Source organism: Bacteroides sp. 2201st1_D9_2201SCRN_220225, from assembly GCF_040928965.1.
GTDB classification, from domain to species: Bacteria; Bacteroidota; Bacteroidia; order Bacteroidales; family Bacteroidaceae; genus Bacteroides; species Bacteroides stercoris.
Map to the genome: position 1 here is coordinate 1,468 of NZ_JBCODG010000053.1, position 15,230 is coordinate 16,697.

12 protein-coding genes are annotated in these 15,230 nt (G+C 44.4%); 2 read left to right on the top strand and 10 right to left on the bottom strand.

All coding sequences use genetic code 11. The features are described from left to right. A partial coding sequence (gene ligA / locus AB5903_RS15740; protein WP_368118010.1) for an NAD-dependent DNA ligase LigA occupies positions 1 to 1,975 on the bottom strand: 1,975 nt, incomplete at its 3' end. A gap of 98 nt (positions 1,976 to 2,073) precedes the next feature. Here ligA and trmD point away from each other — a divergent pair. Then, positions 2,074 to 2,751, top strand: coding sequence for a tRNA (guanosine(37)-N1)-methyltransferase TrmD (trmD, locus tag AB5903_RS15745; protein WP_016662592.1), 678 nt, complete (start codon positions 2,074 to 2,076; stop codon positions 2,749 to 2,751). A gap of 92 nt (positions 2,752 to 2,843) precedes the next feature. Here trmD and AB5903_RS15750 read toward each other — a convergent pair whose 3' ends face one another. The 5 genes from AB5903_RS15750 to AB5903_RS15770 all read right to left on the bottom strand — a co-directional run bounded on the left by AB5903_RS15750 (position 2,844) and on the right by AB5903_RS15770 (position 7,740). Then, on the bottom strand, positions 2,844 to 3,755 hold the full coding sequence (locus tag AB5903_RS15750; RefSeq protein ID WP_005654228.1) for a dihydroorotate dehydrogenase: 912 nt from the start codon (positions 3,753 to 3,755) through the stop codon (positions 2,844 to 2,846). Then, positions 3,743 to 4,519 (bottom strand): dihydroorotate dehydrogenase electron transfer subunit, encoded by a 777-nt coding sequence (locus AB5903_RS15755; RefSeq protein ID WP_117859365.1) that lies wholly within the window; start codon positions 4,517 to 4,519, stop codon positions 3,743 to 3,745. The genes AB5903_RS15750 and AB5903_RS15755 overlap by 13 nt, the downstream gene beginning before the upstream one ends. 72 nt (positions 4,520 to 4,591) lie before the next feature. Beyond that, positions 4,592 to 5,050, bottom strand: a complete 459-nt coding sequence (locus tag AB5903_RS15760; protein WP_005654226.1) for a helix-turn-helix domain-containing protein — start codon at positions 5,048 to 5,050, stop codon at positions 4,592 to 4,594. A gap of 882 nt (positions 5,051 to 5,932) precedes the next feature. Next, positions 5,933 to 6,952: a DNA polymerase III subunit delta gene (gene holA, locus AB5903_RS15765; RefSeq protein WP_005654224.1), complete on the bottom strand. Its 1,020-nt coding sequence runs from the start codon at positions 6,950 to 6,952 to the stop codon at positions 5,933 to 5,935. Between the two features lie 11 nt (positions 6,953 to 6,963). Beyond that, a complete protein-coding gene (locus AB5903_RS15770) occupies positions 6,964 to 7,740 on the bottom strand; it encodes an AMP nucleosidase (protein ID WP_005654223.1) in 777 nt (258 codons plus the stop codon). A 96-nt stretch (positions 7,741 to 7,836) separates the two neighbouring features. Here AB5903_RS15770 and AB5903_RS15775 point away from each other — a divergent pair, with 96 nt between their 5' ends. Continuing rightward, positions 7,837 to 8,286, top strand: a complete 450-nt coding sequence (locus AB5903_RS15775) for a type I restriction enzyme HsdR N-terminal domain-containing protein (RefSeq protein WP_005654222.1) — start codon at positions 7,837 to 7,839, stop codon at positions 8,284 to 8,286. Positions 8,287 to 8,465: 179 nt separating this feature from the next. Here AB5903_RS15775 and bla read toward each other — a convergent pair whose 3' ends face one another. The 4 genes from bla to AB5903_RS15795 form a co-directional block, all read right to left on the bottom strand. Continuing rightward, complete coding sequence (gene bla / locus AB5903_RS15780) at positions 8,466 to 9,350, bottom strand: class A beta-lactamase, subclass A2 (RefSeq protein ID WP_195658620.1); 885 nt, start codon at positions 9,348 to 9,350, stop codon at positions 8,466 to 8,468. 72 nt (positions 9,351 to 9,422) lie between these two features. Beyond that, positions 9,423 to 12,542, bottom strand: a complete 3,120-nt coding sequence (locus AB5903_RS15785; protein WP_272709890.1) for an efflux RND transporter permease subunit — start codon at positions 12,540 to 12,542, stop codon at positions 9,423 to 9,425. A gap of 38 nt (positions 12,543 to 12,580) precedes the next feature. After that, entirely contained in the window at positions 12,581 to 13,678 is a 1,098-nt protein-coding gene (locus tag AB5903_RS15790; protein WP_016662604.1) for an efflux RND transporter periplasmic adaptor subunit, read from the bottom strand. 79 nt (positions 13,679 to 13,757) lie between these two features. After that, positions 13,758 to 15,197: an efflux transporter outer membrane subunit gene (locus tag AB5903_RS15795; RefSeq protein ID WP_016662603.1), complete on the bottom strand. Its 1,440-nt coding sequence runs from the start codon at positions 15,195 to 15,197 to the stop codon at positions 13,758 to 13,760. Between the last annotated feature and the right edge of the window lie 33 nt (positions 15,198 to 15,230).

Consider the following 15,230-nt stretch of genomic DNA (forward strand, 5'->3'; position numbering starts at 1 on the left):
CATCTTCGCTCATGAGCTTTATCCCTAATTTATGAGCTTTTTCCAATTTGGCGGGTCCCATATTCTCGCCCGCCAGAATAAAGCTGGTTTTGGCAGAGATACTGCTTACTTTTTTTCCACCGTTTTTTTCTATCAGCTCTTTGTATTCATCTCGTGAATGATGTGTGAAAACACCGCTTATGACAATGGATTGTCCTGCCAACTTATCCGTATATCCGCTTAAATCTTCTTCTCTGCGATAGAGCTGTAATCCGGTGGATTTCAAACGTTCTATCAACTCGCGGTTCAATGGATTTGCGAAATACGTCAGAATGCTTTGTGCTATTTTTTCCCCGATTTCATCGATGTTTATCAGTTTTTTGAGGTTGGCATTTTCCAGCTCGTCTATGTCATTAAAAGACTTGGCTATTTTCTTGGCTACAGTTTCGCCTACAAAACGGATGCCTAAAGCGAAGAGCACTCTTTCAAATGGAACCTCTTTGCTCGCTTCGATTCCTTTGATGATATTCTCCGCTGATTTTTCACCCATACGGTCCAGGTTCTTAATATCATCTGCTGTGAGCTGATATAAATCTGCCGTATTCTTGATTAGTCCCAAACGGTAGAACATATCTACGGTTTCCGGGCCTAAGCCATCTATATTCATTGCCTTACGGCTAATGAAATGCTCTATCTTACCTTTAATTTGAGGTGGGCAGGATGTTTCGTTAGGACAATAATGGGCTGCTTCCCCTTCGTATCGTATCAGTTTACTGCCACATTCGGGACAGTGAGTGATAAATTTCACTTTTTCACCGATAAGCATGCTGCGGGCGTCTTTGTCTACTCCCGTAATTTTAGGAATGATTTCTCCACCTTTCTCTACATAAACCATGTCTCCGATATGTAAATCCAGCCCTTCAATAATATCGGCATTGTGCAGAGAAGCCCTCTTCACGATAGTGCCGGACAGTTGTACCGGATCTAAATTGGCAACAGGAGTTACGGCTCCGGTGCGTCCTACTTGATAAGTGACCTTGTTTAAACGAGTCAAGGCGCGTTCTGCCTGAAACTTATATGCTATAGCCCATCGGGGAGATTTTGCGGTAAAACCGAGGTTTTTCTGCTGGCGCATACTGTTGACTTTTAAAACAATACCGTCTGTTGCTACCGGCAAGTTCTTTCGTTCGGTGTCCCAATATCTGATATATTCAAATACTTCTTCCAGGCTATGAGCCTTTTTCATGTGTTCCGAGGTTTTAAATCCCCAGCCGGCTGCTGCTTGTAAATTTTCATAATGTCCGTCACAGGGCAATTCTTCTCCTAACAGATAATACAAATAGGCATCAAGCTTGCGTGAGGCTACAATAGCGGAATTTTGCAACTTTAAAGTACCGGAAGCTGCATTGCGCGGATTGGCGAAAAGCGGTTCTTCACGCGCTTCTTTTTCCCGGTTCAGTTCTTCAAACACTTCCCAGGGCATTAATATTTCTCCTCTGATTTCAAACGACTCAGGATAGCTGCCGTGGAGCACTAATGGTATCGTGCGGATCGTTTTTACATTGTCCGTTACATCATCACCTTTTTCACCGTCACCACGGGTCACGGCACGTACCAATTTGCCGTTTTCGTAGGTCAGTGAAATGGATGTGCCGTCGTATTTCAATTCACAGCATATTTCAAAGTCTTCGTTCAGAGCCTTCTTCACCCGGTCGTAAAAGTCTGTCACTTCACTTTCCGAATAGGTGTTTCCCAATGAGAGCATGGGATATTTATGGGCTACCTGTGTGAAGTTTTTATTCAAATCGCTTCCTACGCGCATGGTAGGCGAATTGTCGTCCTGGTATTCGGGATGTTCCTTTTCAAGCTCTTGTAATTCGCGCATCCTGTCATCGAACTCTTTGTCTGATATTTCGGGAGCGTTCAATACATAATAATTGTAGTTGTGCCGATGTAAGTCGGCGCGTAGCTGGTCTATCTTTTCTTTTACTGTCATAACGATTTTGGAGTTTGGACACAAAAATACGGGTTTCTCCCGAATATTTTTTGCTTTTACTCTTAACTTACACTATTTTTGCGGAAAAAATAAAATATATGCGTATTGATATCATTACTGTTCTGCCGGAAATGATTGAAGGCTTCTTCAATTGCTCTATAATGAAACGTGCTCAAAATAAAGGGCTTGCAGAAATACATATTCATAACCTTCGTGATTATACTGAAGATAAATACCGTCGGGTGGATGATTATCCTTTTGGTGGTTTTGCCGGAATGGTTATGAAGATAGAACCTATAGAGCGCTGCATCAATGCTTTGAAAGCCGAACGGGAGTATGATGAGGTCATTTTCACGACTCCGGACGGTGAACAGTTTAACCAGCCTATGGCTAATACGCTGTCTCTCGCTAAAAATCTTATAATTCTTTGCGGGCATTTTAAGGGAATTGATTACCGTATCCGCGAACATCTCATAACGAAGGAAATCAGTATCGGAGACTATGTATTGACTGGTGGCGAACTGGCGGCGGCCGTTATGGCTGATGCTATTGTACGTATTATTCCCGGAGTTATCTCTGACGAGCAATCGGCCCTTTCCGATTCTTTTCAGGATAATCTGTTAGCTGCTCCCGTTTATACGCGCCCGGCTGATTACAAAGGATGGAAAGTTCCGGAAATTTTACTATCCGGTCATGAGGCTAAAATTAAGGAATGGGAGCTGCAACAGTCATTGGAAAGAACTCGGAAATTACGTCCGGATTTGTTAGGTGAGTAATCTGTAAGATGTAAATAAAAATAAAAAGGGCATTCAGTTTGAATGTCCTTTTTTATGAAAATAGTTTGCGAATGGCTATGCTTTGTTATTCGTCATACCTCAAGTGCACCGATTATTTCTTTAACTGACTTATATCCGTGTCTGTTCAGATAGTCATCAATACCTTCTGCAACCTTCACGGTGATTGCCGGATCAATAAAGTTTGCAGTACCGATTTGAATGGCAGAGGCACCTGCGAGCATAAATTCCACAGCATCTTTCCAGTTCATGATGCCCCCTAAACCTATGACCGGTATTTTTACTGCCTTAGCAACCTGCCATACCATACGGAGTGCAATAGGTTTCACTGCCGCTCCGGACATGCCGCCTGTTACCGTGGAAAGGATGGGACGTCTGCGTTCTGCATCTACAGCCATTCCTAACAAGGTATTGATGAGTGATACGCTGTCTGCACCGCCATTTTCAGCAGCACGTGCTATTTCTGTGATGTCTGTAACATTGGGTGACAGTTTTACGATAAGTGTCTTTTTGTAAACTGAGCGTACGGCTTTTACCACTTCCTCCGCTCCTTTGGCTGTGACGCCAAATGCCATTCCACCTTGCTTTACATTAGGGCAGGATATGTTTAATTCTATGGCAGGAATATTTACAAGTTCATTAATGATTGCAGCCGTTTCCATATAATCTTCGATAGCAGAGCCTGAAACATTCACAATCATATTGGTTTTTATATCCTTGATACGCGGATAGATATGTTCAACAAAGTAATGTACACCCTTATTTTGCAGTCCCACAGCGTTTAACATACCTGATGGAGTCTCTGCCATACGCGGATACGGATTACCTTCACGTTTGTGAAGAGTAGTTCCCTTTACAATTATACCACCTATTCGCGATATATCGATGAAATCGGCGAATTCTTCACCATATCCAAAAGTTCCGGATGCTGTCATCACCGGATTTTTCATTTGCAATTCACCAATGTTTACACTTAAATCTGCCATAATAGTTTGTTTATATTAAAAACCGGACCTTCTTTACATACGCATAAATGACCTTCTGTGGTATTTTCCACACAACATAAGCAAGCGCCTATGCCGCATGCCATCATGTTTTCTAAAGACACTTCACAATTAGTGCCTTTACTTTTGGCATATTTGGCTACAGCCATCATCATTGGTTTAGGACCGCAGGTATATATTTGTTCGAAGTTCATCTTGCTCAATATAGAATGTTGGGTGACATGTCCTTTTTCGCCATGACTGCCGTCTTCCGTGGTGGTATATACATCTCCATAGGCAGCAAAATCTTCTAATTGCAACAAGTCTTTATCGCTTCTGGCACCTAATAAGAAAGTGGGTTTGCTTCCGTTTTTCGCCAATTGCTCGCCTAAATACAACATCGGTGCTGTACCTACGCCGCCACCTACTAATAAGAGCTTATCCGAGGGCTTTTCAGGCATTGTGAAGCTGTTTCCTAATGGAAGTACCACATTGATTATATCTCCTTGTTTTGCCGCTCCTAATCGCTTGGTTCCATCTCCTACAAGTTGGATTAGAAACCACACCTCATTCCGTTGTTTGTCTACATAATTAATAGAGATAGGGCGTCGCAGGAAAGTAGTGGGTGAACCGTCTACGCGAATTTCGGCAAATTGTCCCGGAAGCATTTCCGGGAGCAGGGACGGGGAAGTCAATTTCAGCAGCGCATAATTGGCATGCAGTCGGACGTTCTCGGTCACTGTCAGATCTAAAATATATTTTTTCATATTATCTATAAAGAAGGATTATCTTTTGACTGCAAAGATACGGGAATTTGTGCAAATAGCCGTAGTTGCCTCTTAATTTTCCGGTTTGAATGTTTCATAAGTATTATCATCAAAGAAAATTCTTATTTCTGTTATTTTTTTAGGCGGTCTTTCTTTATAGATAATCTCTTGTTTTACAATCTCTTTAGGCGTATTTACTGGAGCTTCTAACGCGATTTCCTTGCGATTTTCCGGAGTGCTTGGCTCGTTGGACGGATTTTCCGGATTGTCAGCAAATAAAGGATAGTCGAATCCGTTGTTTTCAACGGATGGAGAATTATTGCTCATGTTTCCTTTTCCTGTTAGCAGCCATTCAAGGTTGATGTCATTATACCGCTTGTGAAGTTTCAGAATAACTTCTGTACTTGGATTATTACGGGAGGCTAATATATGGGAAATAGTGGCTTGAGCTACTTCTATACTTTCGGCAAATGCTCCAGCAGTTAACTGCTCCCTGTCCATTATCATCTTAAATCTATCCTTTATACTCATGGCGTAGATATTATTACAATTGTATAAGTCTTTAAATCCGATTACAAAAGTAAATAATAGGATTTACAAAAGCAAATTACGAGTGTAATATTTTAAAATTTACAATCATACTCGGCAAATTTACTTATGTCAAGCTTATATTTGTAAAGAGGTTATTTTTCATGAAAAACATCTCTAATATTAGCTTTAATAAAATACATTATTATGCTGATTTACAGTTTAATATATTATATTATAATAGAAGTATTACAGAGATTACAAATGTTTTGACGTCTATTTCTTATATTTATAATTTAAAAGTCTAATAAATAGTTATATATATCAGATTTATAATGATATACACTATGATTAATATGTTGTTAACTGCTCACGGGATAAAGATGTAATAATGTATATAATAGACGTAAACACCCCTATTTACAAAAGTGTTAATCATCTATTATGTATACATGTAATATGTTTAGCTTTGTAATATATACGTTTGTGAATACTGTGTATTACATTGGTAATGCTTCATAGTTGTATAGTACAACTATTCCTCTATCCGGTTTATAAATCCTGGTAAAGTAATACTCGATTCTAAAAGAAAATTGGTGACAAAATTGGGAAGCGACTCTATGTTATCAGTCTTATGAAGGTCAACAATAAATTCTTTGCTTTATTTCAATATAAATACCCGAATGATTGAAAAGAAACGATTCTCAGAGGCTTATTTTGAATGTATTATACTGTATTATAGTATATTATGTGTGTATTTAATTGCCGGATAAATCATGAAAATAGAAAAAAAGGGGGAAAATCCCCCTAAATATGATAAAATGACACATAAATGAATCATTTTCGTATTTTCTTCTTTTATTAAAAAGATATGGAATGAGAAAATCAATGCAGGATTTTAAAGACCAATTCCCGTAAAAGGTCGCTATCGTTTAAGGAAGGGTTTCCTACTCCTTTAGACTTGGCATCTGTATATCGTATCTCTCCGATGATCTGCATGGTTTTTATTCCATTGTACATCCTCATGGCATTTAGATATTCGCGGGACTGCCACGGGCTCTTCAGACCTAAGAATGCTGCGATGCCTTGCTCCGATTTTTCGGGGGCATAATAGGCCAGCATCAGATTGGAAAAGAATCCGAAAAGTAAAGATAAAGTCATTTGAATCGGATTGGTTTTTGGATTTTCTTCAAAATATTTTATTATTCTGTTAGCCTTTAGAACATCCTTTTCCACGATGGCGCTGCGGAGTTCAAAGTTATTATAATCCTTGCTGATTCCTATGTTGCGTTCTATCTGTTCGGGGGTGACACGTGTCTGACCTTTTGGAAGTGTAATAATCAGTTTTTCCAGTTCTCCGGTAAGGCGGCTGAGGTCTGTCCCTACGAAGTCGGCAAGCATGGAAGTGGCTTTCGGTTCAAGGTCTATTCCTTTACGTTTCATATAGGATGTGATGAATACCGGCAGTTGGGATTCTTTCACTTTCCTGGACTCAAACAGTATGCCCGACTTCTCTATTTCAGCTGCGAGTTTTTTCCTTTTATCCAATACGCCATGTTTGTGGCATATTACCAATATTGTAGATAGCAAGGGTTTTTGAAGGTAGTAGGAAAGCTCTTCTATATTGCGTATGTTCTGTGCTTCCTTCACTACTACCACTTGGTGCTCGGACATCATGGGATAGCGTTTGGCTGCATTGATAATTGCAGCCACGTCCACATCTGCGCCATATACAACGGTGAGGTTGAATTCTTTTTCGGTTTCATTCAGTACGTTGTCCGTTATATAATCCGAGATGAGGTCGATGTAATACGGTTCTTCGCCCATCAGGTAATAGATGGGACGATATTGCCCGGCTTTCAGTTCCCTTAAGATATCATCGCACGTAATTTCTTGCTTGGCCATATTTCTTGGTTTTACCAGTCGAATTTCAGATGTTTTACGGTTTTCTTCGCATCAATAATCATGCGCAGAGATGCAATGCCGATTTCAACATGTTCCTTTACATAGTTTTGGGTTACTATGTTATCGCTTTTATCGGTTTTGACGCCTTCCGGAATCATCGGTTGGTCGGACACCAGCAACAAAGCTCCGGTGGGGATATGATTGGCAAAGCCGCAACTGAACAAGGTTGCCGTTTCCATATCGACTGCCATGGCACGGGTTTTTTTGAGATACTCCTTAAAGTCCTCATCGTGTTCCCAAATACGGCGGTTGGTGGTATATACAGTACCGGTCCAGTAATCGCGGGCATGGTCGCGAATGGCGGAAGAAACGGCACGTTGCAGCATAAAAGCCGGCAGTGAAGGAACTTCCGGCGGGAAGTAGTCGTTTGAAGTACCCTCACCGCGGATGGCGGCGATTGGAAGGATAAGATCCCCTATCCTGTTTTTCTTGTCGATGCCTCCACACTTGCCCAAAAACAGGCATGCTTTGGGCTGAATGGCACTTAATAAGTCCATGATGATGGCGGCATTGGGGCTTCCCATTCCGAAGTTTACGATCGTTATTCCTTCCGCACTGGCCGAAATCATATTAGCGTCCCTGCCTAGTATGGGAACATTGAATTTTTCGGCAAAAATTTCGACATACTTGTTGAAGTTGGTCAACAGAATATACTCTTCAAAATCCTCCAGGTTACGTTTTGTGTAACGGGGCAGCCAATTAGCTACGATTTCTTCTTTTGTTTTCATAAGATTTCATTAAATTTGTTCCGTAAAACCGTTAGGGAACGATTATTTAACTCACAAAAATACAATAAAAAAGTAAAAACAAGAAATTAAAATAGAATGTTCTCACTGAACCTGCCGGCGTTTGAAGCCAAGATTATTACAAGGGATGGAAAAAGAAGTATTTTCGATGTTATCCGCCGCCGATATGTTGCCTTGACCCCGGAAGAATGGGTGCGGCAGCATTTCGTACATTTTCTCATGACGCATAAGGGCTATCCGCAGGCACTGATGGCAAACGAGGTGCAGGTGCAGTTGAACGGTACTAAAAAGCGCTGCGATACAGTTCTTTACAGGCGTGACCTTACGGCACGCATGATTGTGGAATATAAGGCTCCCGAGGTGGAAATCACTCAGAAGGTCTTCGACCAGATTACCCGTTACAACATGGTGTTGAAAGTGGACTATCTGATAGTAAGTAACGGTATCCGGCATTATTGCTGCCGTATGGATTACGAACAGAACAGTTATACTTTTTTACAAGATATTCCAGACTACGCAAGCCTCTGATTTTACCGGCTGAATGAACCGTAATGAATCAGGGAGTGAATGCCTTTCACTCCCTGATTCATTGTCTTTCACTCCCTAACTCATTACATTCCCTTTCAGAACACCTTCCTGAGGGGATTGAAAAGAACGGCAACCATGTAAACACGATAGCAAAAAAGATGCACTTCCCCCACTCTTTCCTACTTCATTTCGTCGTATACCATCCGGGAAATGTGTGCGATGATAGCGGCATTCTCTTCGTCCGTTTCACTTGAGTCCGTTACGAAGACAGCGATATAATACTTCTTGCCACCGGGCATGATTACTACTCCGGCATCATTATCTGCCATCTTCACGCCTTTCAAATTACGATCGGAAGAACCGGTTTTATGCCCCACAACCGTATTGGAAGGCAATAAGCCTTTTAGTTTGTTGCTTCCTGTGGCTGTTTCTGTCATAGTTTTCCAAAGGAAATCCCGGTACACGGGGGCGAATAAATTTTTCTCATCGGCCATTTTCAGTAACCGTACCATTTCAGAAGGGGTGCTCCAATTGGAGTATGCCTTTTGGGGATTCCGGTGCATGGAATCTTCCGTTTCGGACAAATTGAAATCATTGATGCCCAATTTCCTGATGTACTGATGAATATGCCCTATTCCACCGGCATATTCTATGAGGATGTCGCAGGCATTGTTATCGCTTAGCGAGATGCTGTATTGTAAAAGCTCTCCCAATGATATATCCAGATCTTGACTGGAATGCTTTTGCCGCAGCGGACTGTAGGTATTTGGCTGTAATTGGGAAGCTTTTACATGAACAATATGTTTCAATGGGATTTCCTCTCTGTTCATTTTATCCAATACGGCCAGGGCTACATGGAATTTGAATACACTCAGAAGCGGATAGTGCACCTCGTTGTTGTGTAGTATGGTTTCGTCTTTGTCTGTCAGTACGGCTACGCCGACCGTGGCTTTCTTCCCTTTAAGGAAACCGGCAATTTTGCCTTCCAATGCCTGCTGTTGTGCTTGTAGAACGATGTTTATGCTGAAACACAACACGCCTATCAAAGTATATCTAAGCTTCATATTATTAATTTCATACATTTGTTCGAGTCAACAAATGTATGAAATTAATTTAAAGAGAAAAACTGCATTTCCTTATTTGCCCTTATTCTTTCCGAATTTTTCCTGCAGCTTTTGCATCAGCTCATAGAAGTTGGGAATATAGACCGTTGCCAGCAATGTATTCAGCGCCATACCGAATACTACTGCCGCTCCAAGGGCGACGCGGCTTCCCGCTCCCGCCCCTGTGGCGAACAGAAGCGGCATAACTCCCAATACAAACGCCAATGAGGTCATCAGAATGGGACGAAGCCGGATATGTCCTGCCTGGAACGCGGCGTCACGGATACTGTTGCCCTGTGCACGGAAGTCGCGTGCAAACTCCACAATCAGGATACCGTTTTTGGCGGATAGCGCCACTAACAGGATTATACCGATTTGCGTATAGATGCTGACCGGAGTTCCCATCACATAGCAACCCAGCATTGCGCCGAGTAATGCCACCGGAATTCCCATTACTGCTGCCACCGGACTTGTCCAGCTTTCATACTGTGCGGCAAGTACAAGGAAGGCCACTAACAACGCCATGATAAAGACTACGGTAGTGGTGGTTCCTGCCTGCGTTTCCTGGTAGGCAACGGAAGTCCATTCATAGCCGAATTCATTGCCGAGTTGGGTCTTTATCAAGTTTTCCGCTTGCTTGATGGCTTCTCCGGAACTGCTTCCCGGGGCTGCATTGCAGGTGACGGATGCGGTAGAGTACATATTATACCGGTTGATTTGGTCCATACCCAGTTGCTCGTCTATCTGTGTGAAGGAAGAGAAAGGAACCATTTCTCCCGAAGCATTGGGTACGCCTAACTTGAGGACGTCGTCGATAATACGTTGGGCACGGTCGCCAGCACCCAGCTTCACCTGATATATACGTCCGAACTGTACATAATCATTAATGTAGGCTTCTCCCATATAATACCCTAAAGCCGTGAAAACACTGTTCAACTGTATGCCCATCAATTGCACTTTGTCGCGGTCTATATTCAGGAAATATTGGGGGACATTGGCCTGATACTGGCTGCTGACGGATGCCAAAGCCGGATAATTGCGGTAATTTTCCATTAAAGTTTCCACGGCACGCTGCATTTCGGTGGCGCCGAGATTGTTACGGTCTTCCAATTGCAGTTGCAGTCCGCCGGTAGCGCCCAGCCCCGGAATGGCAGGCGGAACCATTGCAAAGACCTCAGCTTCCTGAATGCCATAGGCTTCCATGTTGAAACGATCGACAATGGCCGCTGCCGTGTGTTTTTTCCCCTTACGCTCATCCCAGTTTTTCAGGACTACGAAGTAGGTAGCGGCATTACTCTGCTCTCCGCCACCCATAACGGAAAAGCCGGATATGCCGATGTAATCCTTTACTTCGGGATAGGTGTCGAGCAGAGCGTTTATTTGTTTCCCCACCTCTTGCGTGCGCTCCAGGCTCGATGCAGGTGGAAGTTGCACAACAGCGAGGAAATATCCGTCGTCTTCTTCCGGTATGAAAGTAGAGGGCCACTTAACGAACAGCAACACAGCGATTATCGTAAATGCAGCGTATGAAATCACTGCGGCAAAAGGTCTTTGCAGCAGATAGCCCACTGTTTTGTCATACATTCCTTGTGTCTTGTCATACAGACGGTTGAAGCCTTTATACAGAGGGAATTTCGAGGGTTTGGTGGGCTGGAGCATCAATGCGCAGAGTGCGGGCGTCAGCGTCAGTGAGTTGATGCCGCTTAGCACGGTACTGGCAGCAATGGTCAAGGCAAACTGCTTGTACAATTGTCCCGAAATCCCGCTGACAAGCATGGTAGGGATAAATACGGCAAGCAACACCAGCACTACTCCCACAATGGGGCCTGTAATCTCTCCCATTGCTTCGGTTACGGCTTGCCGGGCGGTGTACCGTCCCGTATCCAACAGACGTGTGGAGTTTTCCACGACCACAATGGCGTCGTCCACCACGATGGCAACCGCCAATATCAGCCCGAACAACGTTAAAGTATTGATAGAGAAACCGAATAATGACATGATTGCCAACGTACCGATCAGTGAAACGGGAATTGTGATACAAGGAATGATGACAGCCCGCCAATTCTGCAGAAAAAGGAAGATTACAAGCACTACCAATAGCGTTGTTTCAAAGAAAGTTACCATTACTTCATCGATGGATGCATGGATAACGTCTGTTGTATCGAGCGTTACATTATATTGTACACCTGCCGGAAAATTCTGCGATAATTCCTGCATCTTCGCTTTGACGCCCGTCGATACATCCAGTGAATTACTGCCCGGTTGCTGGTAGATGGCGATGGCAGCCGTAGGCTTTCCGTCCAGTTGGGAAACAACGCTGTAAGATGCCGATCCCAGGTCTATATGGGCTACGTCACGCAGACGGAGAATCCGCCCGCCGCTTTCCGTACGGAGGATAATGTTACCGAACTCTTCGGGTGAAGTGAGCCGCCCCTTTACAGTCAGGCTGTATTGATAGGCATTCTTGTTCTCATTTCCGATGGGTTGTCCTACGTTGCCGGCACTGACCTCTACATTCTGCGTCTGAATGGCTTGATACACATCAGCCGGTGAGAGATTGCGGATGCGCATGGCGGCAGGGTCGAGCCAGATACGCATGGAATAGTCCCCTGCCCCCATTACGTTGACTGCACCCACACCGGGCACGCGGGTCAGTTGGTCTACGAGGTTCAGTTTGGCATAGTTGCTGAGGTAAAGACCGTCGTAATCTTTGTTGTCGGACTTCATGGTCAGGAACATAACGATATTGCTGGACTGCTTCTGCACCGTAACCCCCTGCACTACTACGGGAGCAGGCAGCGATGACTGTGCTACGCTGACGCGGTTCTGTACCTGTACGGTGGCCATGTCGATATCTGTGCCTACTGCAAAAGTGACAGTGAGCGAATACGCCCCCGATGAGGATGAGTTGGACGACATATAAAGCATTCCGTCCACTCCGTTGACCTGCTGTTCGATAGGAATACCGACGGTTTGAGCTACCGTCTGTGCATTGGCTCCGGGATAAACGGCGCTCACCTGCACCGTAGGAGGTGTTATGTCCGGATATTGCGCAATGGGCAGAATACCCAGTGTGACCAGTCCCGCTACGACGATGAGCAGTGCCAGTACGGTTGCAAATATGGGACGGTCTATGAAGAATTTTGAAAACATGATTCTTTGGTTTTGAATGGTTATATATACAGTGTGGATTATTGAACGGGATTTATCCGCATGCCGTTTCTGACTTTCATCAGGGCTTTCGTCACATACCGCTCCTGCGGGGAAAGTCCTTGTTTTATCTGGCGCAGACTGTCACCTATCAGTTGTCCTGTTTCGATGTGACGGTAGTGTACGATGTCCGAGTCGTTGACTACGTACACGTATTTGCCCAACTGGTCTGTGCCGATAGAAGCATCGGGTATCAGGATTGCGTTTTTCTGTTTTCCGTAAGGCAGCGTGATGCTGACATAAAGCCCGCTCTTCAAGATTCCTTTGGGATTATCCAGTCGGGCACGGATATTCAGCGTCCCGGTGTTCAAGTCTACATTGGGCGACAGATAATCCAACTGTGCCGGGTAATTCAGTATGCCGTCTTTCCCCAGGCTGACGTTAACCTGTTTGGGAATGCTGTCTCCTTGCTGCAATAACATGGCAAGCCATTGATTGTCGGCTACATTAAAATAAGAGTACAGATGATCGTCTTTATAGACAGTGGCCAAAGTTACAGGTTGTACGCTGCCGTTTATATAACTTCCTGCATCTGCAAGGTTGCGGCTGATTGTTCCGTTGAACGGGGCACGTACCGTACAGTAACTCAAATTGGTCCGTGCCGTATTTAATGCAGCTTCGGCATTGCTTACCGCTGCCAGCGAAGTAGCTACATCCGACTTGGATTGCAATACCTGTATCTGGCTGACGGCATCTGTTTTTGCTGCTTCCTGCATACGCGCATAATTACTCTGTGCATATTCAAGATTGGCACGTGCCGTATTCAAAGCAGCTTCCGCTTGCCTCACATTATCCTGATAAACAGTAGGCTCAATCTGGAAGAGTACCTGCCCCTGGCGTACCCGGCTGCCGGGTGCATAGGCTATGGTCTGCAACGTTCCGCTGACCCTGCCCACTAAATCCACTGTTTTTTCAGAAGTCAGATAGCCGGGATAGTTTTTGGTAAGCGTAATGTCTTGCACACTTGGGCGGGCTACACTGATTTCCGGTACGGGCATTGCATGCGACGTTTCTTTTTTATTCCCGCATCCTGCCAACAAAGGTAGGGCAAGCAGGGCGATGTACATTTGATTTTTCATATATGGTTCAGTTTAAATTCAGTTGAGTATGTATATATTATATATGTTTATTTATGATTTGCGGCTGATGTACCTAAAATCATAATCCTGAAATGATGTTTCCGTACCCTCCCCCTAATGCTTTATAGAGAGAGATGAGCTCCTGCAGTGAGTTTCCTTGTGCTTGCGTCAGTTGGTTTTGATAAGCCAGCAATGAACGAAGGGCATCCAGGACATTTTGAAAAGGGGTTAGCCCCTGCTTATAGAGATCTAATGACAGCTTCAACGTCTCCTCTCCCTGATTGCATACTTCGCGCAGGGCTACAATCTGCTTGATGGAATTGCGGTAGCCGTTCATGGCATTGTCTGTTTCCTGTACGGCTGTGAGCACGGTTTGGTTAAACTGATGGATAGACTCATCCAATTGCGCACGTGCCAGCCGGGTGGCATTAACCAGTTTTGTACCGTTGAAGAGTGTCCAACTGAGGCTTGGTGCTATTTCAAACGTCATACTGTTCCGTTTGGTGAAATCTTTCAGGTCATGGGAAGAATATCCTACGGAACCTTTTAGGAAAACCTGTGGCAGCCAATCGCTTTTAGAAGCACCGAGCAGGGCTGCCTGTGCGTTGATTTGCCGTTCGGCCTGCCGGATATCCGGACGACGGAGCAGCAAGTCGGCAGGAATACCGATGCCTACAGGTTCCATATAGTCGGGAAGTTTGCCGTTCTGCTCCAATGTGGGACGAAGGTCTTGGGGATAAGTTCCGAGCAGAATGGCCAAAGTGGTGATATATTGATTGATACCTGCCTCCAGTTGGGGAACAGACGCTTTGGTACTGTAATATACAGACTTGGCTTGAGACACATCCAGTTTGGAAACCAATCCGGTCTTGTAGCGCACTTGGGTAATCTCAAGCACTGCGGCTTGCGTATTGCAATTGCGGATGACCACATTTAATTCCTGCTGTAATTCACGCAGCCCGATGTAGGCCGATGCTACCTGCGCGCATAGCGATATCATGACAGAGGTATATTCTTCCTTGCTGGCGGCAAAATTTTCACGTTGCGCTTTTACCCGTTGCCGGATACTGCCGAATATATCCAGTTCCCAGCTTGCATTGAGCGAGGCGCTGTATGCCCCGGTTCTGGATTGCGGTGCTTCACTTACATTGCCGCTGCTTTGTTGGCGTGCCCATCCGCCATTCAGGGAAACGGAAGGGAAGAAACTCCCCCGCTCTATCCGCCAATTGGCTTTAGCCATATCCATGCGGTCTATGGCTGAAAGCACCGAAAAATTCCCGGCGGATGCCGTTGCTATCAGCGAATCGAGCATCGGATCGCCAAAGGCTTTCCACCATTTATCGTCTACCGGCTGTATTTGGCTGCCGAACAGATTATCGTCTCCGGAAATGGTATGGGCAGTGCCGGTTCCCCAGCCTTGCGGAAGCGGCTTTTCCAAGTAGCTATTGCCTTTTTGCGCCCATGCCGCAAAAGAGAAACATAGAATGAGCAATGTACTGCTCCAAGCTTTTAGAGTCATAAAAAAAGGTTTAAGTTGTTATTTTATGGGATT

Coding starts and splice junctions, on each gene's coding strand:
- bla (WP_195658620.1), bottom strand. CDS start 9,350: ATGAAGCTTAGATATACTTTGATAGGCGTGTTGTGTTTCAGCATAAAC.
- AB5903_RS15785 (WP_272709890.1), bottom strand. CDS start 12,542: ATGTTTTCAAAATTCTTCATAGACCGTCCCATATTTGCAACCGTACTG.
- AB5903_RS15775 (WP_005654222.1), top strand. CDS start 7,837: ATGTTCTCACTGAACCTGCCGGCGTTTGAAGCCAAGATTATTACAAGG.
- AB5903_RS15755 (WP_117859365.1), bottom strand. CDS start 4,519: ATGAAAAAATATATTTTAGATCTGACAGTGACCGAGAACGTCCGACTG.
- AB5903_RS15790 (WP_016662604.1), bottom strand. CDS start 13,678: ATGAAAAATCAAATGTACATCGCCCTGCTTGCCCTACCTTTGTTGGCA.
- AB5903_RS15795 (WP_016662603.1), bottom strand. CDS start 15,197: ATGACTCTAAAAGCTTGGAGCAGTACATTGCTCATTCTATGTTTCTCT.
- AB5903_RS15760 (WP_005654226.1), bottom strand. CDS start 5,050: ATGAGTATAAAGGATAGATTTAAGATGATAATGGACAGGGAGCAGTTA.
- trmD (WP_016662592.1), top strand. CDS start 2,074: ATGCGTATTGATATCATTACTGTTCTGCCGGAAATGATTGAAGGCTTC.
- AB5903_RS15750 (WP_005654228.1), bottom strand. CDS start 3,755: ATGGCAGATTTAAGTGTAAACATTGGTGAATTGCAAATGAAAAATCCG.
- AB5903_RS15770 (WP_005654223.1), bottom strand. CDS start 7,740: ATGAAAACAAAAGAAGAAATCGTAGCTAATTGGCTGCCCCGTTACACA.
- holA (WP_005654224.1), bottom strand. CDS start 6,952: ATGGCCAAGCAAGAAATTACGTGCGATGATATCTTAAGGGAACTGAAA.